A 25501-nucleotide genomic window follows, 5' to 3' on the forward strand; every position below is an offset into this window, starting at 1 on the left:
CTAGCGGCGGACCCTCCGCAGCAGGGACGGCCACGCTCCCGCGTCGTCGATCCCGCCCGCCGTGCCGGTCGCGGCGGGCAGCTCCTCCCCCTCCTCGTCGGCGGCGGTGACCTCGCCGGAGCCGGGCAGGACGACGGTCTCGTAGACGGCGAGCACCCGGCGCGCCACCACCTGCCAGTCGTAGCCGGCGGCCACCTCGCGTGCGGTGGCCGACAGGGCGGCCCGGCGGGCGGGGTCGGCGAGCAGGTCCGACAGCGCCCGCGCCAGCGCCCCGCTGTCGCCACGGCGGACGAGGACGCCGGCCGTGCCGTCCTCGAGCACCCGGGCGAAGGCGTCGAGGTCGCTGGCCACGATCGGCGCGCCGGCGGCCATCGCCTCGATGAGGACCACACCGAAGGACTCGCCCAGCAGGTTGGGCGCGCAGTAGACGTCGACCGAGCGCAGGAACGCGGCCTTGTCGGTCTCGGAGACCTCCCCGAGCAGCGCGACGTGCGGCCGCAGGTCCTCGGCCACGGCCTCCTGCAGCGCGTCGGGGTCGCCGCGGCCGGCGACGAGCAGCCGCGCGCCGGGGTGCTCGCGGACGACGGTCCGCATGGCCTCCAGCAGCACCGGCAGGCCCTTGCGCGGCTCGTCGTAGCGACCGAGGAACCCGATGGTCGGCCCGTCGACGCCGCGGGCGGTGCCGGGGAGGGGCGGCCCCTCGGCGAAGGGGGCGACGTGCACGCCGTTGGGGACGATCACCGCGTCGCCGCCCAGGTGCTCGACCTGCACCCGGCGGGCGAAGTCGGAGACGGCGATCCGCCCGGAGATCTTCTCCAGCCAGGGGCGCACGACCGGCCCCCAGGCGGCCAGCCACTTCGAGCGCACCGTGGCGGCGTGGAAGGTGGCCACGATCGGTCCGGTGGCGATCATGCAGACGAGCAGGCCGATCGACGGCGGCGCCGGGTCGTGCACGTGGACGACGTCGAAGTGCCCCTCGCGCAGCCAGCGGCGGACCCGGGTGGCCGACACCGGCCCGAACTGCACGCTGGCCATCGAGCCGTTGTAGGGGATGGGGACGGTGCGCCCGGCGAAGGTGATCCAGGGGTCGGTGAGCGACTCCTCGTGCTCGGCCGGGGTGAGCACCTCCACGTGGTGGCCCAGGCCGCGCAGCGTCTCGGCGAGGTCGCGCACGTGGTACTGGACGCCGCCGGGGACGTCCCACTGGTAGGGGCAGACCAGGCCGATCCGCATCAGCCGCGCCTCCCCGTGGGCGGGTCGGGCGGCACGTCGGCCCAGACGCGGCCCAGCACGTGCCAGTCCTCGGGGCGGACGGCGAGGTCGCGGGTGAAGGCGTCGGCGACGCCTTGCATGCCCGCGGCGACCCGGTCGCGCAGGCGGCTCGGCCCGTCGACGCGCACCTCGGGCCGGACGGCGAACTCCCAGCCGCGTTCGGTGAAGCGGCAGATCGCCGGGTGCAGGGCGGCCCCGGTCCGGGCGGCCAGCAGCGCGGGGCCGGCGGGCATCGTCGTCGGCCGGCCGAACAGCTCCACCGGGACCCCGCCGGGCCCGAGGTCGCGGTCGGCGACCAGGCAGGTGAAACCACCACCGGCCAGCTCCTCCCGGAGGACGGCGGAGCTCGGCCGCTCTCCCCCGGTCAGCGGGAGCACCCGGATGCCGAGGGACTCCCGGTACTCCAGGAACCGCCGGTAGAGCGACTCCGGTCGCAGCCGTTCGGCGACGGTCGTGAACGGCCCGCCGAGCCAGTCGACGAGCCACACGCCCGCGGCGTCCCAGTTGCCGCTGTGCGGCAGGGCGGCGACGACGCCGCGGCCGGCCTCCCGCGCCCGCTCGAAGTGCTCGACACCGGAGTGGACGGTGCCGGCCACGATCCGCTCGCGGGGCAGCCGCGGTAGCCGGAAGGCCTCCTGCCAGTAGCGGGCGTAGGAGCGCAGCGCGCGGGCGGTGAGCTCGGCGAGCTCGTCGTCGGCGAGCCGCCCCCCGGTGGCCACCCGCAGGTTGGCCCGCAGCTGGCGCACGCCGCGGCCGTCGCGGCCGGCCGCCCACCGGCCGCCGGCGTCGAAGGCGCCGCGGGCCAGCGGCTCGGGCAGCCGCTGCACGGCCCGCCAGCCGGCCGCGTACCCGAGGTCGGTGAGCCGGTCGGCGACCCGGGCACGGGCGGGGACGGCGGTGCCGGCACGGGTGCGCTCACCGCTCACCGCGCCGGAGTCGACGCCGCCGGCGCCGCCTTGCCCCGGGCGCCGCGGTGGACGGCGACCACCCGCTGCACCACCGTCACCGCCCCGCCGACGACGAGCAGCCACAGGCCGACGTCGACGGCGTAGGGCAGGCCGAGGCCGGTCAGACCCGTGCCGGCGAGCACCAGGATCAGCCGCTCGGTGCGCTCCACCAGCCCGACGTCGCAGGGGATGCCGACACCCTCGGCGCGGGCCTTGGTGTAGCTGGTCAGCACGCCCAGGACGAGACCGACGAGGGCGAGCAGGGCGAGCAGGCGGTTGTCGCCGTCGCCGGTGTACCACCACACCAGACCACCGAAGACGGCGGCATCGACGGCCCGGTCGCAGGTGGAGTCCAGCACCGCGCCGAAGGCCGAGCCGCCGCCGCGGGCGCGGGCGAGGGCGCCGTCGAGCATGTCGAGCAGCACGAAGACCGTGACGGTGAACGCGCCCCAGAACAGCTGCCCGTGCGCGACGAGCAGCACCGCGCCGGCGATCGCGCCGAGGGTGCCGGTGAGCGTGACCATGTCCGGGGTCACCCCGGCCCGGGCCAGCCGGGTGACCACCGGCGCCCAGAACCGGCCGACGGCGGCGCGGGCACCCGAGCCCAGCATCAGGCCCCCCGCGGCGCGGCGGCCGCCGGCCAGCTCTCGGCCAGCAGCGTGCGGGTCTCGGCCAGCACCTGCGGCAGGACCCGCGTCAGGCCGATGACCGGCATGAAGTTGGTGTCGCCGCCCCAGCGCGGCACCGCGTGCTGGTGCAGGTGGTCGGCGATGCCGGCGCCGGCCACCGCGCCCTGGTTCATCCCGATGTTGAAGCCGTGCGCGCCGGTCACCTGCCGCACCACCCGCATCGCCGTCTGCGTGAACGCGCCCAGCTCGGCGACCTCGGCGTCGGTGAGGTCGGTGTAGTCGGGCACGTGCCGGTACGGGACCACCATGAGGTGTCCGGCGTTGTACGGGTAGAGGTTCAGGACGGCGAAGACCGTCTCGCCCCGGGCGACGACCAGCCCGTCCTCGTCGGGCATGGCCGGGATGAGGCAGAACGGGCAGTCGTGCTCGCCGGTCGGCTTGCCCGACCCGCGGATGTAGGCCATCCGGTACGGCGTCCACAGGTGCTCGAAGACGGTCGCCGGGCCGCCGTCGTCGCTGGAGACGGGGACCGAGAAGCTCGCCTCCGGGCCGGTGCTCACGCCGGCCCCAGCGGGCTCTCGGCGGTGGGGTCGGCGTTGTGGCGGGCGGCCACCCACGCGGCGACGGCGTCGACGGCCTGCTCGACCGGCACCCCGTTGCGCTGGCTGCCGTCCCGGAAGCGGAAGGAGACCGCACCGGCCTCGGCGTCGGTGGCCCCGGCGATGAGCACGAAGGGCACCTTCTGCTTGGCGGCGGTGCGGATCTTCTTCTGCATGCGGTCGTCGGAGTCGTCGACCTCGACCCGGATGCCGCGCTCCCGCAGCCGCAGCGCCACGTCGGTCAGGTAGCCGACCTGGTCGTCGGTGACCGGGATGCCGACCACCTGCACCGGCGCCAGCCAGGCCGGGAAGGCGCCGGCGTAGTGCTCGGTGAGGACGGCGAAGAAGCGCTCGATCGAGCCGAACAGGGCGCGGTGCAGCATGACCGGCCGCTGCCGGGAGCCGTCGGCGGCGGTGTACTCCAGGCCGAAGCGCTCGGGCAGGTTGAAGTCGACCTGGATGGTCGACATCTGCCAGCTGCGGCCGATGGCGTCGCGGGCCTGCACGGAGATCTTCGGGCCGTAGAACGCCGCGCCGCCCGGGTCGGGGACGAGCTCCAGACCCGAGTCCAGGGCCGCCTGGCGCAGCGCCTCGGTGGCCACCTCCCAGCTCTCGTCGGAGCCGACCGACTTGTCCGGGTTCCGGGTGGAGAGCTCCAGGTAGAAGTCGGACAGGCCGTAGTCGGCGAGCAGGCCGAGGACGAAGTCGAGCAGGCCGCGCAGCTCCCCGGGCATCTGCTCGGGAGTGCAGTAGATGTGCGCGTCGTCCTGGGTGAAGCCGCGGGCGCGGGTCAGCCCGTGGACCACGCCGGACTTCTCGTACCGGTAGACGGTGCCGAACTCGAACAGCCGCAGCGGCAGCTCCCGGTAGGAGCGGCCGCGGGACCCGAACACCAGGTTGTGCATCGGGCAGTTCATCGGCTTGAGGTAGTAGTCCTGCCCCTGCCGGCGCACGGTGCCGTCGGCGTCGCGCTCCTCGTCCAGCTGCATGGGCGGGTACATGCCCTCGGCGTACCAGTCGAGGTGGCCGGAGATCTCGAACAGCCGGCCCTTGGTGATGTGCGGGGTGTTGACGAAGGAGTACCCGGCCTCCTCGTGCCGCTGCCGGCTGTAGGCCTCCAGCTCCCGCCGGACGACGCCGCCCTTGGGGTGGAACACCGCCAGGCCCGACCCGATCTCGTCGGGGAAGCTGAACAGGTCCAGCTCGGCGCCGAGCCGGCGGTGGTCGCGGCGCTCGGCCTCGGCCAGCTGCTCCAGGTAGGCCTTGTGCGCCTCCCGGCTCTCCCACGCGGTGCCGTACACGCGCTGCAGCTGCGGGTTCTTCTCGCTGCCCCGCCAGTAGGCCGCCGCCGACCGGGTCAGGCTGAACGCCGGGATGCCCGAGGTGCGCGGCAGGTGCGGGCCGCGGCACAGGTCGGTCCACACCCGCTCGCCGGTGCGGGCGTCGAGGTTGTCGTACATGGTCAGCTGCGCGCCGCCGACCTCGACGTCGGCGCCCTCGGTGCCGTCGGCACCGCCCTTGAGCCCGATGAGCTCGAGCTTGTAGGGCTCGTGCGCGAGCTCGGCGCGGGCGTCGTCGTCGGTGATCTCGCGGCGGGAGAAGCGCTGGCCGGCCTTGACGATCTGCTGCATGCGCTTCTCCAGCGCCTGCAGGTCCTCCGGGGTGAAGGGCTCCTCCGGGTCGAAGTCGTAGTAGAAGCCGTTCTCGACCGGCGGGCCGATGCCCAGGCGGGTGCCGGGGAACAGGTCCTGCACCGCCTGCGCGAGCACGTGCGCGGTCGAGTGCCGGATGACCGCGCGGCCCTCGGGGCTGGCGGCCGGCACCGGCTCGACGTCGGCGTCGGCCTCGGGGCGCCAGGCCAGGTCGCGCAGGTCGCCGGTGGCCAGGTCGCGGACGACGACGGCGCCGTCGGGGCCCTTGAGCGCGACCCCGGCGCCCTTGAGCGCCTGCTCGGCCGTGGTCCCGGCCGGCACCCGGATCGGGGCGGTGGCGGCGGGGGTGGGCGCGGCGGACACGGGGTCTCCTGGGGTCGCTCGGGGTGCGGGTCGGCGTCCGTCCGGACCGGGCGGGCACCGGTCAGCGTATCGAGCGCCCGCCTCCGGCCCGGAGACCCGACTACGCCGGGACGACGTGGTCGCCGACGGCGACCGTGCCCGGCTGCACCACCTCGGCGTAGACGCCGAGGCAGTGCCGGGGCAGGCGGGTGACCTCCAGCACGGTCGAGCCCAGGCGCAGCCGCCGGCCCACCCAGCCGCGCTCCAGCTCGTCGGGCGGGTCCCCGGGCAGGTCGAGCAGCAGGTTGGCGCGCGGGTCCTCCGCGCCGCAGCCGGCCGGCACGATGCCCGCCGCGGCGCGGTCGAGCGCCTGGCGGGAGACCAGGTGCACCGCCGCCCCGCCGTCGGGCCGGGTGTCCAGCGGCTCGAGTCGCACGGCCTCGCCGAGCGCGGCGGTGACGGCGGCGGCGTCGGCGTCGGGGTCGCCGGTGGCGGGGACCGCCGCCAGCTCGGGAGCGTCCTTGCCGCGCAGCCGGCGTCCGGACCCGGTGACGACCGCCCACGCGCGGTCGCCGGCCAGGCCGGCCGGGCCGACCTCGGCCCGCGACAGCGCCGTCCCCGCGCAGCCGCGCACCGGGTAGACCGAGACCGCCACGACCGTGCCCGCGCTCACGGCGGTCACGGTACGGCGGCTGTAGCGACCGCGCCCCGGTGACCGACCACGCTCAGGCCGCCTGCCCGCTTCGGCGGCGCAGCCGGCGCAGCTGCGCGTCGAGGTAGGGCCGCGCCCGCCGCTGGCCGCCGCGGACGGCGATCGCCTCGGCGAGCCCGGTGAGGACCCGGCCCAGCCGCTCCTCGTCGGCCGGCCAGCCGCGACGCAGGCACTCCTCGAGCCACTCGACCGGCGCGGTGTGCCCGCGCGCGCCGTTGCAGCGGCTGCAGGCCGCGACCTCGTTCTCCAGCCACGACGGGCCGCCCTTGACCCGGGGGACGACGTGCTCGGTCGTCGGGGTCACCTGCCCGGAGAGCGTGCGGCCGCACCAGATGCAGGTGCCGCCGTCCCGTTCCACGGCCGCCTCCAGGCGCGCGGCCCTGTCCAGTGCCATCTCCCCCATGGTGCGCCCGATCCGGGGCAGGCGGCGGGGCAGACGGCGGGAGCGAGGTCAGGCCGGCCGCTCCTCCAGCCGGACGGTGACCTGGTCGTCGGCGGCCTCGCCGATGGCCCGGCGCAACGCGGCCTCCACCGGCAGCTCGTGCGTCCCGTCACCGAGGGCCGTGGACGAGCTGCGGAACGGCACGCCGTCGACCGTCCCGCGGACCTCGACCAGGCCGCGGGTGCCGGAGTACCGGGCCGACCCGGGCACCTGCACGGAGGTCCAGCCGCCCTCACCCTCGACGACCGCGCAGGGTGTGGCGGTCCGGCGCCGGCGACAGCGGCTGTGCGAGGACGGCGCGCCCGGTACCGATGAGGAACCGCGTCGGCCAGGGTCTCCCCGACGACACCGACCACCCCGGCCCGGACGAGCGGCCGGACCAGCAGCGAGGAGCACACCATGGGCGCGATCAAGGTGCACGAGTTCACCACCGTCGACGGGGTGGTCGACGTCCCGATGTGGACGGTCGACTACGGCTTCCCCGACGACCTGTCCGACGCGATCGGCGCGCTGACCAGGGAGGCGTCGGGGATCCTGCTCGGGCGCACGACCTTCGAGATGTTCGCCCCGGCCTGGTCGACCCGGACCGTCGAGGACGACCCGGGCGCGCCGTTCTTCAACGACACGACCAAGTACGTCGTGTCCTCCACGCTCACCGACGCGGGGTCGGTGTGGCGCAACTCCGAGGCGATCGGCGGCTACGACGCCGACCGGATCCGGGAGCTCAAGGAGCGCGAGTCCGGCGACCTCTACGTCAGCGGCAGCGCCACCCTGGTGCGGGCGCTGGTCGCCGACGGCCTGCTCGACGAGCTGCACCTCTACGTCTACCCGCTGGCCGTGGGCACCGGCATCCGGCTGTTCCCCGAGGGCACCTCGCAGAAGCTGTCGCTGCTCGGCGTCGAGGCGCTGAGCAACGGGGTGGCGCACCTGACCTACGGTCCGGCCTGAGACGGCGAGAGGGCCGGACCCCCTCGGGGAGTCCGGCCCTCTCGTGCGCGTGGGCGATACTGGGTTCGAACCAGTGACCTCTTCGGTGTGAACGAAGCGCTCTACCACTGAGCCAATCGCCCGCTGCGGCGTCCATGATGCCAGACGGTCACCGCCACAGGGGCACCCACCCCGGCACCCACCCCGGCACCCCGGCCAGGTGCAGGGTGACGACCAGCACCCCGTAGACGAACGCCGCCGTCAGCGCTCCGACGCCCAGCCGCACCCAGACCGGCTGGCGGCCGAGCCAGTCGGTCCAGGCCCGGACGTTGCGCTTGGTGAACTCCAGCAGCCGCTCGGCCCAGGTGAACTCGGTGCCCAGCACGAACAGCCCCGCGATGACGGTGAGCCACCCCGGACCGGGCAGCGGGATGGTGACCAGGCCGACGGCCACCACCAGCCCGCCGACGATGCCGACGCCGACCCGGTAGCAGGAGTCCAGCGACCTGCGCGCGGCCACGCGCCTGCGCCAGCGGCTCCCGGCAACCCGCTCCCGGAGGCTGTGCCCGTCCTGCGCGCCCCGCTCCCGCCGCTGTTCCGCGGCCGGCCGCCCCCGCGAGGGCGGCGGCACGGTGTCCCGTCCGCTCAGCTGGTCACCTGCCCGTTCGCCACCACGTCCGTCGGAGCCGACGGAGCCCGACGACCGGGCTCGATGCTGATCGCGTACGTCTCGTAGTCGTCGAGACCGGTCGATGCGGAGCCTACGGTCCGCAGGTCGGTTCGTGCGGACACGACGTCGAAGGTGCCGAGCGCCACAGCGGCGTCCCCCTCCGGCACGCCCCACACCACGTAGGTGCTGTCGCTCCTGTCGTTGACCCGCAGGCCGTGCGTGACGACCTGCACCTGGCCGTCGCGGGCCACGACCGTGGCCACCGAGTGGCCGTCGGTGTCGGAGACCGGGGCGATGGTCGCCCGGCCCGGCTGCAGCAGCGCCTCCATCACCTCGGCCTGCTCGGCGGCGGCGGACTGCGCCTCGTCGCGGGCGGACCCGAGGACGACGTTCCAGGTGCCCAGCGCCAGGATCGCCGCCACCGCGGCGGCCACCAGCGCGTTGGGCAGCACCCGCCGCCACGCCGACCGCCCGACCTCCTCGGCCGGTGACCGGTAGGCGGTGGAGCCGGTGGGCGCGGGACGGTCGGTGCGCCGTCGTCCGCCGGGCGGGCCGGGCGGCGCGGGGACGGCCGGCCCGGCCGGCAGGGGGGCCCGCGCCGGGTTCGCGGTGGGATCCTGGGGGCCGGCTCCGGCCGGCGGCGGCAGCTGCTCGGTGCGCTCGACGGCGGCCCGCAGCCGGTCGCGCAGGTCCGGGGAGGGCTCGGCCGGCGGGAGGTCGGACGCCAGGGCGGACATCACCTCCGAGGTCTCGGCGACCGTGCGCGCGCAGCGGGGGCACTGCGGCAGGTGGGCGCCGAAGACGGCCTCGTCCTCCGGCTCGAGCGCGTGCAGCGCCCAGCCGACGGCGAGCTCGTCGAAGGGCTCGTGGGACCCGGGGGCCGCGCTCACCGCGCTCCTCCGTCGACTGCCGTGGGGCCGCTGAGCGCGCCCCCGGCCGTGGCACCGGCCACCGCGCCGAGCTCCTCCTTGAGGCGGCGCATGCCGGCGAGCATGCGCGTCTTCACCGTGCCCAGCGGTGCCCGGGTGAGGGCGGCGACCTCCCGCTGGGTGTAGCCGCCGTAGTAGGCCAGCGTCAGGGCCTCCCGCTGGGCGTCGGGCAGCGCCCCCAGCGCAGTGCGCACCCGCTCGGAGACCACGCGGCTCCACGCCTCGTCCTCGACGTCGTGCCCGCTGGTCGGGGCGGTGAGCGCCAGGTCGTCCTCGGCGCGGGACTGGCGGCGCCGGTGGGACTCCTCGCGGCGGACCGCGTCGACCGCCTTGTGGTGCACCATCGCCATCAGCCACGAGGAGAAGCTGCCGCGCGCGCGGTCGTAGGCGTGCGGGTCGCGCCACACGCTGAGGAACACGTCCTGGACGACGTCCTCGGCCAGGGTGTCGTCGGCCAGGATGCGGCGGGCCAGCGCGAAGGCCGGCCGCCGGAACCGGTCGTAGAGGTCGTCGACGGCACCCCGGTCGCCGGCGCGCACGCGCGCCACGAGGTCCGCGTCGCCGGAGTCCCCCTCCGGACGTCGTGCCGGACGCGTCACGGCTCCCATCGTCACACGTCGTCTTCGCGCACCGGGCCCGGCGCGGTTCACCACGCCGCGACGGAGCCGCCGGTCACCACCCGTCCGGGCGACACGCCCGGGGAGAGCAGCGCGCAACATCCCGCCCCGCCGGTCGTTCTACCCGTCATGGCCCACCGAGCTTCCCCCGGGTACGCCGTCCCCCTGACGATGCACCTGGTCGGTCCCACGACCTGGACCGAGGTCCCCGCCGTCCTCTCCTACGAGGTCCGCGACCCCTTCGCGGTCGGCATCGGCTTCGGGGACACCGCGGAGTCCGCCGACGACGGCATCACCTGGCTGCTGGCCCGCGAGCTGCTGACCGCCGGCCTCGAGCGCCCCGCCGGGGACGGCGACGTGCGCCTGTGGCCGGCGCGCACCAGCGGCGACGTCCTCTACCTGCACCTGCGCGCACCCTCGGGCGAGGCGCTGTTCGAGCTGTCGCGGGCGACGGTCGCGGCCTTCCTCCTGCAGACCGAGACCCTGGTGCCTCCCGGCCAGGAGACGGCCGCCCTCGACGTCGACGAGCAGCTGGCGGCCCTGCTGTCCAACGGTGGCGCCGACCCGGGAGCCCGCTGACCTCCCGGGACCCCCTGCGGGACCCCTCTCCCGGGGTCGGGTATGGTTCTCCCCGTACGACAGCAACGCGGACGTGGCTCAGTTGGTAGAGCATCACCTTGCCAAGGTGAGGGTCGCGGGTTCGAATCCCGTCGTCCGCTCGGGACCTCGGGCGCTGGTCGCGAGACCGGCGCCCGTGTGTGCGGTGGAGTGGCCGAGAGGCGAGGCAACGGCCTGCAAAGCCGTCTACACGGGTTCAAATCCCGTCTCCACCTCGCCTCCGCGCCGGTGGAGCGGGCCGGTCGGCAGATCGGATCCGGGCGATTGGCTCAGTGGTAGAGCGCTACCTTGACACGGTAGAGGTCACTGGTTCGAACCCAGTATCGCCCACCCCCCGCAGGGCCCCAGGTCGACGACCTGGGGCCCTGTTCCGTCCGGCGGTCAGGCGCCGCCGGGGACCGCACCGGCCGCTCCCCCGGTCCGCGGCAGGACGCGCTCGGCCCAGAACCGGTCCACCTGCTCGGCCAGCGCCTCCGGCCCACCGCTGTTGTCCAGGACGACGTCGGCCACCGCCCGGCGCTGCTCGTCGGTGGCCTGCGCCGCGATCCGGGCACGGGCGTCCTCCTCGGACAGGCCCCGCTGCAGCAGCCGGGCCACCCGCGTCTCCAGGTCCGTCTCCACGACGAGCACCAGGTCGTGGACGCCGGCCTGGCCGGTCTCGACCAGCAGCGGCACGTCCTGGACGACGACGGCGTCCGGCGCCGCCCGGTCGATGACCTCCCGCGCCCGCGCCCGCACGAGCGGGTGCACGATGCCGTCCAGCCGCGCGCGGGCCTCGGGGTCGGTGAAGACGATGGCGGCGAGCGCGGCCCGGTCCAGCGAGCCGTCGACGGCGCGCACGCCCGGACCGAAGGCGCCGACGACGGCGGCGAGCCCGGGGGTGCCGGGCTCGACGACCTCGCGGGCGATGCGGTCGGCGTCGACGACCACCGCGCCGCGGGCCGCGAGCAGCGCGGCCACCGTGCTCTTGCCCGACCCGATCCCACCGGTCAACCCGATCCGCAGCATGCACGGACGGTAGCCAGCACGCGGTCGGCGGTCACGGACGGGTAACGCCCGTCCGCCCCGTCCGGCGCGTCGCAGCAGTCACACCAGTCACAGCTCATAACGTCCGCCACGGCGATCCCCCGCCGGACAGCAGCCGAGAGAGGCAGGCACACCGATGTCGCAGACCCGCACCGCCACCCCGTCGGTCGTCGCCGGCCCCCGCGCCGCGGGCCGGCACCGGATCGAGCGCACGGGTGGCGTCCGGGTGACCGACCTGCCCGCGGTCCGGGAGCGGCTGGCGATGCGCGGGGCCACGCCGTCGCGTCGCAACGCCTTCCTCCGCTGGCTGCTCGACGCCGCCCCCGCCGGCCGCCACACCTGGCAGGCCCTGGCCGCCGCCGGTGGCCGCCCGCGGTCGGCCTTCGCGATCATCCTCAGCCTCTGACGAAGGGCCCTCCTGCTCATGCAGGAGGGCCGAGCCCGCCCGTCCGGTCGGGGAAGCCGGGCGGGCCGTCCCCCGCCGCCGCGTCGCACGGCGCGGACCGGGGACACGGCAGAGGCCCAGGACCCTCCGCGGGTCCTGGGCCTCTGTCGTGTCGGTCAGACCGTCAGCAGGCGGTCAGCCGGTCACTCCCCGCCGGCGAGCTTGGCCCGCAGCGCGGCGAGCGCCTCGTCGCTGGCCAGCGTGCCACCGGAGGTGTCGGTGCTGGCCGTGTCGCCACCGGAGGAGTAGTTGCCACCGGCCGCGGCCTCCGCGTCGGCCTCGCGGGCCGCCGCGATCTGCTTGCGGTGCGCCTCGAAGCGGGCCTGGGCCTCGGCGTACTGCCGCTCCCACGTCTCGCGGGCCTCGTCGTAGCCCTCGAGCCACTCCCCGGTCTCCGGGTCGAAGCCCTCGGGGTAGATGTAGTTGCCCTGCTCGTCGTAGGTGGCGGACATGCCGTAGGCGGCGGGGTCGAACTGCTCCTCGTCGCCGATGACGCCCTCGTTGGCCTGCTTGAGCGACAGCGAGATGCGGCGCCGGTCGAGGTCGATGTCGATGACCTTGACCAGGATCTCGTCGCCGACCTGCACGACCTGCTCGGGGATCTCCACGTGGCGCTCGGCCAGCTCGGAGATGTGCACCAGGCCCTCGATGCCCTCGTCGACCCGGACGAACGCGCCGAAGGGCACCAGCTTGGTGACCTTGCCCGGCACGACCTGACCGATCTGGTGGGTGCGGGCGAACTGACGCCACGGGTCCTCCTGCGTCGCCTTCAGCGACAGGGAGACCCGCTCGCGGTCGAGGTCGACGTCGAGGACCTCGACGGTGACCTCCTGGCCCACCTCGACGACCTCGGAGGGGTGGTCGATGTGCTTCCAGGACAGCTCGGACACGTGCACGAGACCGTCCACGCCGCCCAGGTCGACGAACGCGCCGAAGTTGACGATCGAGGAGACGACGCCGGTGCGGACCTGGCCGCGGGCGAGCTTGTTGAGGAACTCGCTGCGGACCTCGGACTGCGTCTGCTCCAGCCACTGCCGGCGGGAGAGGACGACGTTGTTGCGGTTCTTGTCGAGCTCGATGATCTTCGCCTCGAGCTCGCGGCCCACGTAGGGCTGCAGGTCGCGGACGCGGCGCATCTCGACCAGGGAGGCGGGGAGGAACCCGCGCAGGCCGATGTCGAGGATGAGGCCACCCTTGACGACCTCGATGACGGTGCCGGTGACGACCTCGTCGGCTTCCTTCTTGGCCTCGATCGTGCCCCAGGCGCGCTCGTACTGGGCGCGCTTCTTGGACAGGATCAGGCGGCCTTCCTTGTCCTCCTTCTGGAGGACGAGGGCTTCCACCTCGTCGCCGACCTTGACGACCTCGTTGGGGTCGACGTCGTGCTTGATGGACAGCTCGCGCGAGGGGATGACGCCCTCGGTCTTGTAGCCGATGTCCAGCAGCACCTCGTCCCGGTCGACCTTGACGATGACGCCTTCGACGATGTCGCCGTCGTTGAAGTACTTGATCGTCTGGTCGATCGCGGCGAGGAAGTCCTCGGCGGTGCCGATGTCGTTCACCGCGATCTGGGGGGTGCTGTCAGGACGGACCTGGGTGGAGGTCATGTGGTCGAGTGCTCCGGACGGGGGGTGCGTAGGGACGGGGTACCGCGGCCGGGTGACCGCGGGAGCGGTGGAGAGCCGGCGCGCGCCGATCCCTTGCGGGTACAGCACTGACAGACCTCTGGCGCTCCCCCATGGTACGGACGCGAGCGCGTGCGGGTCCACCTGGGTGGCGATCTCTGCCCGGTTCCCCGCGGCGTGTCACGATCGGCGTGTCATGATCCCGCCGACCGCCCTCCCCCTGGGCCCCGACGGCTATCCCGCCGCCGGCGGCGTCGAGCGCCGCAGCGCCGGAGCGGCCGAGTCGGTGCGGGCCAACCGCGGCTGGTGGGACGCCGCGGCGCCGGCCTACCTCGCCGAGCACGGCGCCGACCTCGGCGACGTCGACTTCCTGTGGTGCCCCGAGGGGCTGCGCGAGGCCGACGCGCACCTGCTCGGCGACGTCGCCGGGCGGCGGGTGCTGGAGGTCGGCTGCGGCTCGGCGCCCTGCGCGCGGTGGCTGCGGCGGGCCGGCGCCGACGTCGTCGCCCTCGACGTGTCCGGCGGGATGCTCGCCCGGGCGGCGGACCTCGGCCGCACCACCGGGGTCGAGGTCCCCCTGCTGCAGGCCGACGCCGGGGCGCTGCCGCTGGCCGGCGCCTCGGTCGACGTCGTGTGCTCGGCGTTCGGGGGGCTGCCGTTCGTCGCCGACGTCGAGGGGGCGCTGGCCGAGGTGGCGCGGGTGCTGCGACCGGGCGGGCGCTTCGCCGCGTCGGTCAACCACCCCTTCCGCTGGCCACTGCCCGACTCCCCCGACCCCGACGACCTCCGCGTCGTCTCCTCCTACTTCGACCGCCGGCCCTACGTCGAGACCGACGGCGAGGGGCGCACGGTCTACGTCGAGCACCACCGCACGGTCGGCGACTGGGTGCGCGCCGTCGTCGCTGCCGGGCTGGTGCTGGACGACCTGGTCGAGCCCGAGTGGACGCCGGGCCGCGCCCAGGAGTGGGGTCAGTGGTCCCCGGCCCGCGGCGCCCTGGTCCCCGGCACGCTCGTCCTGGTCGCCCACCGAACCTGACCTTCGACCTGAGGTGGAGGGTCAGGACCGGCGCTGGACGGCGAGCCAGCGGTCGGCAGCTCGGGCGCCGCGCAACCGGACGACGACCACGCCGCGGGCCTGCGCGGCTGCGGCGAGGTGGACGGCGTTGGTGCGCCGGATGGTGCCGAACCCGCGGCCGGCCACGGTCCACAACGGGTGGGAGCCGCACAGCCAGCCGCGCGGCCGCTCCCGGTTGCCGTTGTAGAGCTCCTGCTGCGTCACCGCCCGGCGCAGCGTGCGGCGGGCCAGCCGCCACACGACCACCGGCCACGGGTGGTCCAGCCACACGACCGCGTCCGCGGCGACGAGCAGTCGCGGCTGGACCGACGCGTACTGGTACTCGGTCACCCACCCGCTCGTGGCCAGCAGCGCGTCGACGTCGGCCTCGAACGACGGGCGCGGCACCCAGCCGGGCCCGTGGAAGAGAGCGTCCATCTCGGTGTGCGGCAGGCCGAGCCGGTGGGCGAGCTCTCGGGCGAGCGTCGTCTTCCCCGCCCCGGGCTCCCGGCGACCAGCACCCGCCGGATCCCGCCCGGCAGGGACGGGGGCGGCGGGCAGGTGATCGACGGTGTGCGCGGACGCGCCGTTCCGGGAGTGCGAACACGGCGTGCGCGCACACCGTCGTGCTCCGGGCGGCGCGGCCCGCGACGTCCGGGGTCCACCGGTGGCTCAGTGCGCGGCGGAGTCCCAGCTGCGGCCGCTGCCGACGGAGACCTCGAGCGGGACCGAGAGCTGCGCGGCGCCGGACATCTCCCGGCGCACCAGCGCCTCGAGGGCCTCCCGCTCCCCCGGCGCCACCTCGAGCACGAGCTCGTCGTGCACCTGCAGCAGCATCCGCGAGGACAGGCCCTCGGCCGCGATCGCGCGCTCGACACCGAGCATCGCCACCTTGATGACGTCGGCGGCCGACCCCTGGATCGGGGCGTTGAGCGCCATCCGCTCGGCCATCTGCCGCCGCTGGTGGTTGTCGCTGGTGAGGTCGGGCAGGTAGCGGCGGCGGCCGAGCGTCGTCTCGGTGTAGCCGGTCTGCCGGGCGTGGTCGACGACGCCGTCGAGGTACTCGCGGATCCCGCCGAAGCGCTCGAAGTAGGCGTGCATCTGCTCGCGCGCCTCCTCCGGGGAGATGCGCAGCTGCTGGGCCAGGCCGTAGGCCGACAGCCCGTAGGCCAGGCCGTAGCTCATCGCCTTGATCCGGCGGCGCATCTCGGGGTCGACGTCCTCGATGGGGATCCCGTAGGCCCGCGACGCGACGAAGGAGTGCAGGTCCTCCCCCGAGGTGAACGCCTCGATGAGGCCCTCGTCGCCGGAGAGGTGGGCCATGATCCGCATCTCGATCTGGCTGTAGTCGGCCGTCATCAGCGACTCGTGGCCGGGGCCGACGACGAACGCCTGCCGGATCCGCCGCCCCTCGGCCGAGCGGATCGGGATGTTCTGCAGGTTCGGGTCGATCGAGGAGAGCCGGCCGGTGGCCGCGACGGTCTGCTGGAACGTCGTGTGGATGCGGCCGCCGTCGTCGACCATCGGGATGAGCCCGTCGATGACGGTGCGCAGCCGGGTCACGTCGCGGTGGCGCAGCAGGTGCTCGAGGAACGGGTGCCCGGTCGAGGCCAGCAGGCTGGTCAGCGCGTCGGCGTCGGTGGTGTACCCGGACTTGATCTTCTTGGTCTTCGGCAGCCCGAGCTCGTCGAACAGCACCGCCTGCAGCTGCTTGGGCGAGCCGAGGTTGATCTCCCTGCCGATGACGGCGTAGGCCTCGGCGGCCGCGGCGGCCACCCCCTCGGCGAACTCGCGCTGCAGCTCGGTGAGCAGGTCCACGTCGACGGCGATGCCGCGCTGCTCCATCCGCGCCAGCACGCGGGTCAGCGGCAGCTCCATCCCCTCGAGCAGGTGGTCGCCGCCCTTCTGGCCGAGCACCTGCTCGAGGGCGTCGGAGAGGTCGTTGACCGCGACCGCCTTGACGACGTCGGCGTGCGCGGCCTCGGCGGCGAGGTCGGCCTCGCTCGGCCCGAGCCCGTCGAGGGTCATCTGGGACTCGGGCTCGGCGGCGTCCTCGAGCGCGCGCTTGAGGTAGCGCACCGACAGGTCGCCGAGGTCGAACGAGCGCTGTCCAGGAGTGGCCAGGTAGGCGGCCAGCGCGGTGTCGCTCACCAGGCCCTGCAGGTCCCAGCCGCGTGCCCACACCGCCAGCAGCGGGCCCTTGACGTCGTGCGCCACCTTCTCGGTGCCCGGGTCGGCCAGCCAGTCGGCCAGCGCCCGCTCGTCGTCGGCGTCGAGGTCGGGGCCGACGTCGACGAAGACGGCGTGGTCGTCGCCGGCGGCCAGCGCCACACCGGTCAGCTCACCCGTCCCCCGCCCCCAGCTGCCGCGGAGGACGACGCCGGTGCGCCCCGTGCGGGCGTGCGCGTCGAGCCAGGCCGACAGCCCGCCGGCCGGCACGTCGTCGGCGGTGACCTCGAAGCCGCCCTCCACCTCGGGCTCGGCGCTGCTCAGCGTGGCGAACAGCCGGTCGCGCAGCACCCGGAACTGCAGGTTGTCGAAGAGGGTGTGCACCTCGTTGCGGTCCCAGGGGCGCACGGCGAGGTCCTGCGGGCCGACCTCGAGGACCACCGAGCGGTCCAGCTCGGTCAGCCGGCGGTTCTGCAGCACCGAGGACAGGTGCTCGCGCAGCTTCTCCCCGACCTTGCCCTTCACCGTGTCGACCCGGTCGACCAGCTCGTCGAGCGAGCCGTACTCGCGCACCCACTTGGCCGCGGTCTTCTCACCGACGCTCGGGATGCTGGGCAGGTTGTCGCTCGGGTCGCCCCGGAGCGCGGCGAAGTCGGGGTACTGCCGCGGCGTCAGCCCGTACTTGGCCTCGACCTCCTCCGGCGTGAACCGGGTCAGGTCGGAGACGCCCTTGCGCGGGTAGAGCACGGTGACGTGCTCGTTCACCAGCTGCAGCGCGTCGCGGTCGCCGGTGCAGATGAGCACGTCCATGCCCTGCTCGACGGCCTGCACGGTGAGCGTGGCGATGACGTCGTCGGCCTCGAAGCCCTCCGCGGTGATCACCGGGACGTGCAGCGCCCCCAGCACCTCCTGGATGAGGCTGACCTGGCCGCGGAAGTCGGTCGGGCTCTCGGTGCGGTTGGCCTTGTACTCCGCGTAGATCTCGCTGCGGAAGGTCTTGCGGCCGACGTCGAAGGCGACCGCCAGGTGCGTGGGCTGCTCGTCGCGCAGCACGTTGATCAGCATCGACGTGAAGCCGTAGACGGCGTTGGTCGGCTGGCCCGTGGTCGTGGAGAAGTTCTCCACCGGCAGGGCGAAGAAGGCGCGGTAGGCCAGCGAGTGCCCGTCGAGGAGCAGCAGCCGCGGCCGCGCCCCGGGGGTCGACGGGGCGGCGGGCGCGGTGCTGGCGGACTCTGTGGCGGTCACCGGAGCGGACATCGCCGCCGATCCTAGAAGGACCCGGGTGCCCCCCGACCGCCGCGAGCCCGGTGCGGGACCTCCTGCGGGGCCGCGCCGGAGGTCACTGCCGGCGGTCGTTACCGTGCCGGGCGTGACGACCTCTCCTCCGGACTGGCTGTCGGACGCGCCGCGCAGCCCGCTCGACGACAAGCTCGGCATCGAGATCGTCGACTACTCCCCCGACCGGCTGGTGGCGACCATGCCCGTGGAGGGCAACCAGCAGCCCTACGGTCTGCTGCACGGCGGGGCCACCTGCGCGCTCGTGGAGTCACTGGGCTCGTGGGCGGCGGTCATCGGTGCCGGCCCCGGACGGCGGGTCGTGGGCGTGGAGCTCAACGCCAGCTACCTGCGGGCGGCCACGACGGGCTCCGTCACCGCCGTCTGCACGCCGGTGCGCCGCGGCCGGAGCCTGTCCACCTTCGTCATCGAGGTCTCCGACGACCAGGGGCGGACCACCGCCAGCGCCCGCCTCACCTGCGCCATCTCGCCCGGCTGAAGAACCCTCCTGCCCCCACCACTCACCAGCTCGCGGTGGGCCCCTATCGAGGATCAGTGACGGCTGGTCGGTGGCGCGGTCTGGCCAGATGGCGGCGGTCAGGGCGAGCAGGCGTTGGCGACCCGGGTGGCCACGCCGGTGAAGCTGCGGCCGCCGTGCAGCTCGAAGTCGAGGTGGCCTTCCAAGGTGTCGTAGACCGACTTGATCAGCTGCCGTTCGGGCGCCAGCGGCTCCCGATCAAGGCGAGGCGGGTGATCGCGGTTCCAAGGCGCAGCAGGCCCGCACCGCAGGCGTCCAGGCCCCAGAAGCGTCCAAGCCCCAGAATTAGTGCGAGTGGCTGGGCAGTAGCTTGAGCTGGCGGCCCCGGCCAGGCCGAGCGGTCCACGTTGGGTCGGGAGCGGGCGCACTCGACCGGGGTGGAGTCGACCAGCCACACCGGATGCGGCCACAGGTCGGCATCTGCGGCCAGCATCCGGATCGGTCGCTCGAGTACCGACAACGTACCGCGCAGCCGCCCGTTGTAGCCGGACTGTCCCGGCAGATACGGGAAGGCGCCAGACATCGCGGCGGGCACCAGTCGCAGCCAGCGGGCACACCCAGCAGGACCTGGGCGGTGGCCAGAGTGAGCAGCTCCGGACCGGTCAACCGCGGTGGGTGACCGGCGCGTTCACCGCCGGTCAGATGGTCGTCGATGCGGAGGTGAAGTGCGGTCAGGAAGGTGGTGAGGTCGGTCGTCACAACCCGAGCCTGGACATACTTCGCCCGCGCCTACAGCACCCTTCGGCCCTCCCGACTGTTCAGACGTGCTCGTCTGTCGCCGCTTCACTCCCACGAACTCAACCCGGTCGAGCCGGTGTGGGCGCATCTGCGTCGGTCGGTGGCCCACCCGACCAAGCACACCATCGCTGGCTGATCTCACTGGTGAAGACCCGCCAGAAACGGATGCAGTCCCGCCCCGGGCTCCTGAAGATGTCCCCTCCGACCACCGATCTCGAGTCCGGACCGTCTCTGACACCCTTCCTTGAAGGTCGTCGGGGCTGGCCTACTGCTAGCTCAGGCCCTCGAAGCGAGACATCCCGTTCGCACGTAAGCGTCCACTAACCCTTGAAGACCTCAACCAGCACCGTACAAATTGGGGCAACGATCGCGCCTGCCAGCGTCAACCACGCTGCTCGGTCGGTCTTTGGGCTCCCATTCGCGCTACCGGGAGGCAGCGCAGCCTCCGCCCACGCGATCTGTTCACGCAGGCCGCGGATCTTTTGTTGTAGAGGAGGTTTCCGGCTATGAGGAGGGATGGCGCTAACAGGAAGGCGACGAGGGACACCATGACTCCCGTGTCGGTGTCATCGGTGGAGGCGAGAGTCACGAAGAAGAAGGTGTAGCCCACGACCCCGCCCCAGATGAACCAGCGCCGCCGTCGGCGACGAGTCTCACGGAGCCGGAATAGCAGCACCGGCAGCGGTTCGGTTTCGGTGATCACAAATTCCCCCAGGCTAGGACGTTGACCGCGGGTGGTACGGGCGCCTCTGGCACAGTCGTGCTCCGCCACTTTCCCGTCGGGCCGTCATCGCAGCGTCAACTGAGCGTCACTGAGGCGAGCTCGTCCATATGCGGTTAGACCCCGCGGATGGCGCCCGTCAGGCGCCCGTGGCGTATGCCGCGGACCGAGGTTGCGTCCTCAACTCCTCACAGCCAGGAATGACGTCACCCCCGTCAGCCGGCTACTGATCGCCTACGACCACTGCCCGGCTGCGGGACGGGCTCGTTCAGGCCTCCGCGGCCGCCTCGAGGCCCGGCAGCACCCGCGGCAGGGGGCGGCGGCGCGGCGCCGGCCGGCGCGGCACCGGGACGCCCCCGCGCTGCCAAACGGCCAGCGACCGGACGAGCGTCTCGCGGGGGACGATCCGGCGGGTGGTGAGCGGCGCGAAGCCCATGCGGGCGAAGAACCGCTGCCGCTCGGCCTCGTGCCCGCCGACGGCGGCCACGACGTGGTCGGCGCCCACGCTCTCGGCGTGACCCGCGGCCGCGGCCAGCAGCGCGGCGCCGGCGCCGCGGCGCCGGTGGTCGCGGTGGACGACGAGGTTGTCCACGGTGACCTGCGGGACGCCGAGCAGCGCCGACAGCGGGTCGAGCCCCAGGACGGCCAGCCCGACGACCACCTCGCCGGCGGAGCCCGCGCCGCGGTGGGGCGCGCACGCCCCCGGGAGGACGGCGAGGACGACCCGGTGACCGGGGTCGGACAGCAGCCGGCGGAACCCCGCGGCGGCCGCGGCGCCGGGTGTCTGCCCGGTGAGGACCCCCTCGGCGTGCGCCTCGACGCGGTGCTGGCGCACCAGCGCGAGGACGGCGGGCAGGTCGTCGGGACGCGCCGTGCGCGTCACCACGCGGGACCGCTGACCGGTTCCTGACACGGGAGTCCTCCCCTGGACGGTGGGAGGAGACTGCACCCGCGCCGCCCCGTGACCGGGCCGACGCGCCGGTCGTGGGACGGGAGTGACCACACGGGCGTGTCGCTCTTCGGTCACAGCTCGGCGACGGGGAAAGGCCGCGCGACACGCCTGGGTTACCGTCCGGGCTCCACTGCCACGACCTGGGAGGTTGTGTGACGCACCCGTCAGCCCGCTCCGGGCGGACCGGGGCCGCCCGGAGCACGGTCCGCTCCGGCCCCGCGACGGCCGCCCACGGGGTGCTGCTGCGCATCCTGCTGGTCCTCGTCGCCGCGGCCGGCCTGGCCGTGCTGGTACCCGGCACCGCGAGCGCCCAGGGCGAATCGGTCGTGGGCACCCTGCAGACCGGCCGCAGCGGTCCGATCGAGGGCATCGAGGTCACGGTCACCACCGCCGCCGGCGACGAGGTCGACAGCGTCGAGACCGACGAGGACGGCCGGTTCGCCGTCGAGGTCCCCGGCCCCGGCCAGTACACCGTCAGCATCGACGCCGACTCCCTGCCCGACGGCGTCGTCATCACCGGCGAGGACAGCCGCACCGTCACCGTCGACCCCGGTCGCCGCCAGCCGGTCCAGTTCGGCCTGAACGACGGCACCCAGGGCTCGGGCGGCGGCAACGTGGAGGCCATCCAGTTGCTCGTCGACGGCCTGCGCTTCGGCCTGCTCATCGCGATGTGCGCGGTCGGACTGTCGCTGATCTTCGGCACCACCGGCCTGACCAACTTCGCCCACGGGGAGCTGGTCACCATCGGCGCCCTGTTCGCCTGGTGGGTCAACACCGGACTCGGTGTGCCGATCATCCCGGCGGCGATCATCGCGATGATCGGCGGCGCGGCGTTCGGCGCGCTCAACGAGCTCGGCCTGTGGCGGCCGTTGCGCCGCCGCGGCACCGGCCTGGTGGCCGCGCTGGTCGTGTCGATCGGCCTGTCCCTGCTGCTGCGCTACCTGATCCAGATCGTCTACGGCGGGTTCTCCAACCCCTACTCCGGCCTGGGCACCTCCCGGGCGGTCGACTACGGGCTCTTCCGCCTGACCAACCAGTCGCTGATCTCGATCGTCATCTCGGTCGCGGTCCTGGTCCTCGTCGCGGTCATGTTGCAGCGCACCAAGATCGGCAAGGCGATGCGGGCGGTGGCCGACAACCGGGACCTCGCCGCGTCCTCCGGCATCAACGTCAACCGCGTCATCCTGGTCGTCTGGATGATGGGCGGGGCGCTGGCCGCGCTCGGCGGCGTCCTGCTCGGCCTGTCCGACCAGGTGCGCTGGGACATGGGCTTCCAGCTGCTGCTGCTGATGTTCGCCGGCGTCACCCTCGGCGGCCTCGGCACCGCCTACGGCGCCCTGGTGGGCAGCGTCATCGTCGGCGTCTTCGTCCAGGTGTCGACGCTGGTCATCCCGAGCGACGTCAAGTACGTCGGCGGCCTGGTGCTGCTCATCGTCATCCTCGTCATCCGGCCCCAGGGGATCCTGGGCAGCCGCGCACGGATCGGCTGAGCCATGGGCGACCTCCTCAACGCACTGGCCGTCGCGGGCAAGTCGGCGCTCGGCTTCCAGGCGGTGTTCTTCGCGCTGCTGGCCATCGGCCTCAACGTGCACTTCGGTTACACGGGCCTGCTGAACTTCGGCCAGATCGGCTTCGCCATGCTCGGCGGCTTCGGCATCGCGATCTCGGTGACCCAGTGGGGCCTCGACTTCTGGGTCGGCGTGGTCGTCGGCCTGGCCGCCGCGGTCTTCCTCGCCCTGCTGCTCGGTCTGCCGACCCTGCGGCTGCGGGCGGACTACCTGGCCATCGCGACCATCGCGGCGGCGGAGGGACTGCGGCTGCTGTTCCGGTCGGTGTCGGCCAGCCCCGTCACCGGCGGCACCCGCGGCCTGGCCGGCTTCAACGGCGACTTCATCTCCCTGGCCCCGTGGGACACCAGTCGGCGCTACCCGATCCTCGGCACCCGCTGGAGCGGCGGCGAGCTGTGGGTGGCCCTCGTCGGCTGGGTCCTCGTCGCGCTGCTGTGCCTGCTGGTGTGGCTGCTCATGCGCAGCCCGTGGGGCCGCGTCCTCAAGGCGATCCGCGAGGACGAGGACGCCGTGCGGGCGCTGGGCAAGAACGTCTACCTCTACAAGATGCAGTCGCTGGTGCTCGGCGGCGTGATGGGCGCCCTCGGTGGCATGGTCTACGTGGTGGCCACCGGCGCGGCGAACCCCGACCAGTTCCAGAACGCGAACACGTTCCTGGCCTACACCGTGCTCATCCTCGGCGGGGCCGCGCGCGTGCTCGGCCCGGTGGTGGGCGCGATCATCCTGCTGTTCGTCATCCAGTTCGCCGACACCGGTCTGCGGGCACTGATCGACAACGGCGTCATCCCGGAGGGGCTGCTGTCGGCCACGGACGTGGCGCAGATCCGGTTCGTCCTGGTGGGGCTGGGCCTGATGCTGCTGCTCGTCTTCCGGCCGCAGGGCATCTTCGGCGACCGACGAGAGGTGATGCTCGATGCCCGCTGAGAACACCGGCCCGGCCGGCGGCGACCAGACCACCGGCGCGACGGCGGCCTCCCGGCAGCAGGGCTCCGCGACCGCCGGCCGCAGCCCCCAGCGGCTGGCCCAGGCGGCGCTGCGCGACGTCCCGTGGGAGGTCGGCGTCGCCAAGCCCGACCCGGTGGTCGTCGTCGAGAACGTCACCCGCACCTTCGGCGGCCTGACCGCGGTGTCGGTCGACCACCTGGAGGTCCAGCGCGGCGGCATCACCGGCCTGATCGGGCCCAACGGCGCCGGCAAGACGACGCTGTTCAACCTGCTCACCGGGTTCGACCAGCCCGACACCGGCACGTGGAGCTTCGACGGCCGCCCGCTGGGCAAGCTCGCGCCGCACCAGGTCGCCCGGCTCGGCGTCGTGCGCACCTTCCAGCTGACCAAGGCGCTGTCCCGGCTCACCGTCCTGCAGAACATGCTGCTCGGCGCACAGGGGCAGAAGGGCGAGAGCTTCCTGCGGGCCCTGGTCCCGGGGACCTGGCGCAGGCAGGAGGCGGCGAACACCGACAAGGCGATGGACCTGCTGCGGCGGTTCAAGCTCGACGCCAAGAAGGACGAGTTCGCCGGCACCCTCTCCGGTGGCCAGCGAAAGCTGCTGGAGATGGCGCGGGCGCTGATGAGCGACCCGCAGGTGGTCATGCTCGACGAGCCGATGGCCGGGGTGAACCCGGCGCTCACCCAGAGCCTGCTCGGGCACGTCAAGGACCTCCGTGAGGAGGGCATGACGGTGATCTTCGTCGAGCACGACATGGACGTCGTGCGCGACATCAGCGACTGGGTGGTCGTCATGGCCGCCGGCCGGGTGATCGCCGAAGGCCCGCCCGAGTCGATCAGCCAGAACCAGGCGGTCGTCGACGCCTACCTCGGCGCGCACCACGACGCCCCGCTCACCGTCGAGGAGGAGGACCGGGTGCTCGCGCAGGCCGAGCAGCAGATCGCCGCCGAGGAGCTCGGCGGCGGCCGCGTCCTCGGGTCCGACACCACCGGGGAGGCCGGCCGATGAGCGAGCCGCTGTTCGAGGTCGACGAGTCCGGCGAGGACGTCACCCGCGCCGACGAGGCCGCCGCCGGCGCCACCGAGCTCTCCCCCGCGGAGAAGGCCGCCACCCGCGAGGAGCACCTGCGGCTGGCCGAGGGGGCGCTGGTGCGCGCCGACGACCTGGTCGCCGGTTACGTGCCCGGCGTCAACATCCTGCGCGGCTGCGACTTCTACCTGCAGGAGGGCGAGCTCGTCGGCATCATCGGCCCCAACGGAGCCGGCAAGTCGACGCTGCTCAAGACCCTGTTCGGGCTGATCCCCGTCCGCTCCGGGAACGTGACGCTGCGCGGCGAGGACATCACCTCCGCCCCGGCGCACCGGCTGGTGTCCCTGGGCGTGGGCTACGTGCCGCAGAACAACAACGTGTTCCCCTCGCTCACCATCGAGGAGAACATGCAGATGGGCGTCTACCTGCGGTCGAAGACGTTCAGGGAGCGCTTCGACTACGTCGTCGACCTGTTCCCGCTGCTCGGCGAGCGGCGCAAGGGCAAGGCCGGCTCGCTCTCGGGCGGCGAGCGGCAGATGGTCGCCATGGGGCGGGCGCTGATGATGGACCCGTCGGTGCTGCTGCTCGACGAGCCGTCCGCGGGCCTGTCGCCCGCCTACCAGGACGAGGTGTTCATCCGCTGCCGGCGGATCAACGCCACCGGGGTCTCGATCATCATGGTCGAGCAGAACGCCCGGCGCTGCCTGCAGATCTGCGACCGCGGCTACGTGCTCGACCAGGGCCGCAACGCCTACACCGACACCGGCCGCTCGCTGATGACCGATCCCAAGGTCATCGAGCTCTACCTGGGGACCCTCGCCAAGGCGCAGTGAGTCCCTGAGCCCGCCGACGAGGCCGGCGTCCCCACCCCGGGGGCGCCGGCCTCCTCGGTTCCGGCCCCGGCGCAGGGGCCCTCCGCCTGGGCCGGCGAGGCGTGGGGGGCACCGGGTCCTCCTGCTGCGCGCCTCCGATGGCGGCATGAAGGGCCTCCCTTGCCGGGCGCTGACCGCCGGCGGCTCCCGCGTGCCGGTGCACGCCGCCCCGCCCGTCCGGCCGCCC

General features: G+C 73.8%; 25 protein-coding genes, 4 tRNA genes and 1 pseudogene. 12 read left to right on the forward strand and 18 right to left on the reverse strand.

The features are described from left to right. The 8 genes from ACWIZO_RS22980 to ACWIZO_RS23015 all read right to left on the reverse strand — a co-directional run bounded on the left by ACWIZO_RS22980 (window position 1) and on the right by ACWIZO_RS23015 (window position 7015). A complete protein-coding gene (locus tag ACWIZO_RS22980) occupies window positions 1–1233 on the reverse strand; it encodes a glycosyltransferase family 4 protein (protein WP_448639918.1) in 1233 nt (410 codons plus the stop codon). Next, a complete protein-coding gene (locus ACWIZO_RS22985) occupies window positions 1233–2198 on the reverse strand; it encodes a phosphatidylinositol mannoside acyltransferase (RefSeq protein ID WP_448639919.1) in 966 nt (321 codons plus the stop codon). Before ACWIZO_RS22985 ends, ACWIZO_RS22980 begins: the two co-directional genes overlap by 1 nt. Then, entirely contained in the window at window positions 2195–2830 is a 636-nt protein-coding gene (gene pgsA / locus ACWIZO_RS22990) for a phosphatidylinositol phosphate synthase (RefSeq protein ID WP_448639920.1), read from the reverse strand. Before pgsA ends, ACWIZO_RS22985 begins: the two co-directional genes overlap by 4 nt. Then, window positions 2830–3408 carry an HIT family protein gene (locus ACWIZO_RS22995; protein WP_448639921.1) on the reverse strand — a complete coding sequence of 193 codons (579 nt, stop codon included), beginning with the start codon at window positions 3406–3408 and terminating at the stop codon, window positions 2830–2832. Before ACWIZO_RS22995 ends, pgsA begins: the two co-directional genes overlap by 1 nt. Beyond that, a complete protein-coding gene (gene thrS, locus ACWIZO_RS23000; RefSeq protein ID WP_448639922.1) occupies window positions 3405–5462 on the reverse strand; it encodes a threonine--tRNA ligase in 2058 nt (685 codons plus the stop codon). Before thrS ends, ACWIZO_RS22995 begins: the two co-directional genes overlap by 4 nt. 100 nt (window positions 5463–5562) lie before the next feature. Then, window positions 5563–6114: an MOSC N-terminal beta barrel domain-containing protein gene (locus ACWIZO_RS23005; protein ID WP_448639923.1), complete on the reverse strand. Its 552-nt coding sequence runs from the start codon at window positions 6112–6114 to the stop codon at window positions 5563–5565. 52 nt (window positions 6115–6166) lie between these two features. After that, window positions 6167–6547: an HNH endonuclease gene (locus tag ACWIZO_RS23010; protein WP_448639924.1), complete on the reverse strand. Its 381-nt coding sequence runs from the start codon at window positions 6545–6547 to the stop codon at window positions 6167–6169. A gap of 57 nt (window positions 6548–6604) precedes the next feature. After that, window positions 6605–7015 (reverse strand): DUF1905 domain-containing protein, encoded by a 411-nt coding sequence (locus ACWIZO_RS23015; protein ID WP_448639925.1) that lies wholly within the window; start codon window positions 7013–7015, stop codon window positions 6605–6607. Here ACWIZO_RS23015 and ACWIZO_RS23020 point away from each other — a divergent pair. Beyond that, window positions 6995–7543, forward strand: a complete 549-nt coding sequence (locus ACWIZO_RS23020) for a dihydrofolate reductase family protein (RefSeq protein ID WP_448639926.1) — start codon at window positions 6995–6997, stop codon at window positions 7541–7543. The genes ACWIZO_RS23015 and ACWIZO_RS23020 overlap by 21 nt on opposite strands. Window positions 7544–7593: 50 nt before the next feature. On the opposite strand, the gene ACWIZO_RS23025 is transcribed toward ACWIZO_RS23020, so the two are convergent. The 4 genes from ACWIZO_RS23025 to ACWIZO_RS23040 all read right to left on the reverse strand — a co-directional run bounded on the left by ACWIZO_RS23025 (window position 7594) and on the right by ACWIZO_RS23040 (window position 9729). After that, window positions 7594–7665 (reverse strand) — tRNA-Val (locus ACWIZO_RS23025). 26 nt (window positions 7666–7691) lie between these two features. Then, window positions 7692–8042, reverse strand: coding sequence for a TIGR02611 family protein (locus ACWIZO_RS23030; protein WP_448639927.1), 351 nt, complete (start codon window positions 8040–8042; stop codon window positions 7692–7694). 125 nt (window positions 8043–8167) lie between these two features. Further along, a complete protein-coding gene (locus tag ACWIZO_RS23035; protein WP_448639928.1) occupies window positions 8168–9082 on the reverse strand; it encodes an anti-sigma factor domain-containing protein in 915 nt (304 codons plus the stop codon). Then, window positions 9079–9729: a sigma-70 family RNA polymerase sigma factor gene (locus ACWIZO_RS23040; protein ID WP_448639929.1), complete on the reverse strand. Its 651-nt coding sequence runs from the start codon at window positions 9727–9729 to the stop codon at window positions 9079–9081. Before ACWIZO_RS23040 ends, ACWIZO_RS23035 begins: the two co-directional genes overlap by 4 nt. A 138-nt stretch (window positions 9730–9867) precedes the next feature. Here ACWIZO_RS23040 and ACWIZO_RS23045 point away from each other — a divergent pair, with 138 nt between their 5' ends. From ACWIZO_RS23045 to ACWIZO_RS23060, 4 genes are all read left to right on the forward strand, one after another. Then, complete coding sequence (locus ACWIZO_RS23045) at window positions 9868–10317, forward strand: SsgA family sporulation/cell division regulator (RefSeq protein WP_448639930.1); 450 nt, start codon at window positions 9868–9870, stop codon at window positions 10315–10317. A 67-nt stretch (window positions 10318–10384) separates the two neighbouring features. Continuing rightward, window positions 10385–10457 (forward strand) — tRNA-Gly (locus tag ACWIZO_RS23050). 43 nt (window positions 10458–10500) lie between these two features. Next, window positions 10501–10571 (forward strand) — tRNA-Cys (locus tag ACWIZO_RS23055). Between the two features lie 43 nt (window positions 10572–10614). Continuing rightward, window positions 10615–10686: transfer RNA gene (locus ACWIZO_RS23060), tRNA-Val, on the forward strand. Between the two features lie 51 nt (window positions 10687–10737). On the opposite strand, the gene coaE is transcribed toward ACWIZO_RS23060, so the two are convergent. Further along, window positions 10738–11364: a dephospho-CoA kinase gene (coaE, locus tag ACWIZO_RS23065; protein WP_448639931.1), complete on the reverse strand. Its 627-nt coding sequence runs from the start codon at window positions 11362–11364 to the stop codon at window positions 10738–10740. A gap of 154 nt (window positions 11365–11518) precedes the next feature. On the opposite strand from coaE, the gene ACWIZO_RS23070 reads away from it, so the two are divergent. Then, a complete protein-coding gene (locus ACWIZO_RS23070) occupies window positions 11519–11788 on the forward strand; it encodes a hypothetical protein (protein ID WP_446761158.1) in 270 nt (89 codons plus the stop codon). A 182-nt stretch (window positions 11789–11970) separates the two neighbouring features. Here ACWIZO_RS23070 and rpsA read toward each other — a convergent pair whose 3' ends face one another. Further along, a complete protein-coding gene (rpsA, locus tag ACWIZO_RS23075) occupies window positions 11971–13434 on the reverse strand; it encodes a 30S ribosomal protein S1 (RefSeq protein WP_448639932.1) in 1464 nt (487 codons plus the stop codon). Between the two features lie 214 nt (window positions 13435–13648). On the opposite strand from rpsA, the gene ACWIZO_RS23080 reads away from it, so the two are divergent. Continuing rightward, entirely contained in the window at window positions 13649–14488 is an 840-nt protein-coding gene (locus tag ACWIZO_RS23080; RefSeq protein WP_448639933.1) for a class I SAM-dependent methyltransferase, read from the forward strand. A gap of 21 nt (window positions 14489–14509) precedes the next feature. Here the strand turns inward: ACWIZO_RS23080 and ACWIZO_RS23085 are convergent, their stop codons facing one another. Continuing rightward, window positions 14510–14944, reverse strand: coding sequence for a hypothetical protein (locus tag ACWIZO_RS23085; RefSeq protein WP_448639934.1), 435 nt, complete (start codon window positions 14942–14944; stop codon window positions 14510–14512). A gap of 234 nt (window positions 14945–15178) precedes the next feature. Then, window positions 15179–17932 carry a DNA polymerase I gene (polA, locus tag ACWIZO_RS23090; protein WP_448639935.1) on the reverse strand — a complete coding sequence of 918 codons (2754 nt, stop codon included), beginning with the start codon at window positions 17930–17932 and terminating at the stop codon, window positions 15179–15181. Window positions 17933–18044: 112 nt separating this feature from the next. Between polA and ACWIZO_RS23095 the strand changes: the two genes are divergently transcribed. Beyond that, on the forward strand, window positions 18045–18449 hold the full coding sequence (locus tag ACWIZO_RS23095) for a PaaI family thioesterase (RefSeq protein ID WP_448639936.1): 405 nt from the start codon (window positions 18045–18047) through the stop codon (window positions 18447–18449). A 60-nt stretch (window positions 18450–18509) separates the two neighbouring features. Here ACWIZO_RS23095 and ACWIZO_RS23100 read toward each other — a convergent pair. Next, window positions 18510–19187 (reverse strand): annotated as a pseudogene (locus ACWIZO_RS23100) (IS982 family transposase); the annotation flags it as partial. Window positions 19188–20215: 1028 nt separating this feature from the next. Then, window positions 20216–20860 (reverse strand): GNAT family N-acetyltransferase, encoded by a 645-nt coding sequence (locus tag ACWIZO_RS23105; RefSeq protein WP_448639937.1) that lies wholly within the window; start codon window positions 20858–20860, stop codon window positions 20216–20218. A 191-nt stretch (window positions 20861–21051) separates the two neighbouring features. On the opposite strand from ACWIZO_RS23105, the gene ACWIZO_RS23110 reads away from it, so the two are divergent. Genes ACWIZO_RS23110 through ACWIZO_RS23125 form a run of 4 tightly spaced genes read left to right on the forward strand, consistent with a single transcriptional unit; the run spans window position 21052 to window position 25275 of the window. Next, window positions 21052–22389, forward strand: coding sequence for a branched-chain amino acid ABC transporter permease (locus ACWIZO_RS23110; RefSeq protein ID WP_448639938.1), 1338 nt, complete (start codon window positions 21052–21054; stop codon window positions 22387–22389). A gap of 3 nt (window positions 22390–22392) precedes the next feature. Beyond that, window positions 22393–23391, forward strand: a complete 999-nt coding sequence (locus tag ACWIZO_RS23115; protein ID WP_448639939.1) for a branched-chain amino acid ABC transporter permease — start codon at window positions 22393–22395, stop codon at window positions 23389–23391. Next, the gene (locus tag ACWIZO_RS23120; RefSeq protein WP_448639940.1) at window positions 23381–24421 is read left to right on the forward strand and encodes an ABC transporter ATP-binding protein; all 1041 of its coding nucleotides are present in this window, start codon (window positions 23381–23383) and stop codon (window positions 24419–24421) included. The genes ACWIZO_RS23115 and ACWIZO_RS23120 overlap by 11 nt, the downstream gene beginning before the upstream one ends. Beyond that, window positions 24418–25275 carry an ABC transporter ATP-binding protein gene (locus ACWIZO_RS23125; RefSeq protein ID WP_448639941.1) on the forward strand — a complete coding sequence of 286 codons (858 nt, stop codon included), beginning with the start codon at window positions 24418–24420 and terminating at the stop codon, window positions 25273–25275. The genes ACWIZO_RS23120 and ACWIZO_RS23125 overlap by 4 nt, the downstream gene beginning before the upstream one ends. Window positions 25276–25501 lie beyond the last annotated feature (226 nt).

Source organism: Geodermatophilus sp. URMC 63 (assembly GCF_053502565.1).

Coding starts and splice junctions, on each gene's coding strand:
- ACWIZO_RS22980 (WP_448639918.1), bottom strand. CDS start 1,233: ATGCGGATCGGCCTGGTCTGCCCCTACCAGTGGGACGTCCCCGGCGGC.
- pgsA (WP_448639920.1), bottom strand. CDS start 2,830: ATGCTGGGCTCGGGTGCCCGCGCCGCCGTCGGCCGGTTCTGGGCGCCG.
- ACWIZO_RS23010 (WP_448639924.1), bottom strand. CDS start 6,547: ATGGCACTGGACAGGGCCGCGCGCCTGGAGGCGGCCGTGGAACGGGAC.
- ACWIZO_RS23020 (WP_448639926.1), top strand. CDS start 6,995: ATGGGCGCGATCAAGGTGCACGAGTTCACCACCGTCGACGGGGTGGTC.
- ACWIZO_RS23040 (WP_448639929.1), bottom strand. CDS start 9,729: ATGGGAGCCGTGACGCGTCCGGCACGACGTCCGGAGGGGGACTCCGGC.
- ACWIZO_RS23045 (WP_448639930.1), top strand. CDS start 9,868: ATGGCCCACCGAGCTTCCCCCGGGTACGCCGTCCCCCTGACGATGCAC.
- coaE (WP_448639931.1), bottom strand. CDS start 11,364: ATGCTGCGGATCGGGTTGACCGGTGGGATCGGGTCGGGCAAGAGCACG.
- ACWIZO_RS23070 (WP_446761158.1), top strand. CDS start 11,519: ATGTCGCAGACCCGCACCGCCACCCCGTCGGTCGTCGCCGGCCCCCGC.
- rpsA (WP_448639932.1), bottom strand. CDS start 13,434: ATGACCTCCACCCAGGTCCGTCCTGACAGCACCCCCCAGATCGCGGTG.
- ACWIZO_RS23080 (WP_448639933.1), top strand. CDS start 13,649: ATGATCCCGCCGACCGCCCTCCCCCTGGGCCCCGACGGCTATCCCGCC.
- ACWIZO_RS23085 (WP_448639934.1), bottom strand. CDS start 14,944: ATGGACGCTCTCTTCCACGGGCCCGGCTGGGTGCCGCGCCCGTCGTTC.
- polA (WP_448639935.1), bottom strand. CDS start 17,932: ATGTCCGCTCCGGTGACCGCCACAGAGTCCGCCAGCACCGCGCCCGCC.
- ACWIZO_RS23115 (WP_448639939.1), top strand. CDS start 22,393: ATGGGCGACCTCCTCAACGCACTGGCCGTCGCGGGCAAGTCGGCGCTC.
- ACWIZO_RS23120 (WP_448639940.1), top strand. CDS start 23,381: ATGCCCGCTGAGAACACCGGCCCGGCCGGCGGCGACCAGACCACCGGC.
- ACWIZO_RS23125 (WP_448639941.1), top strand. CDS start 24,418: ATGAGCGAGCCGCTGTTCGAGGTCGACGAGTCCGGCGAGGACGTCACC.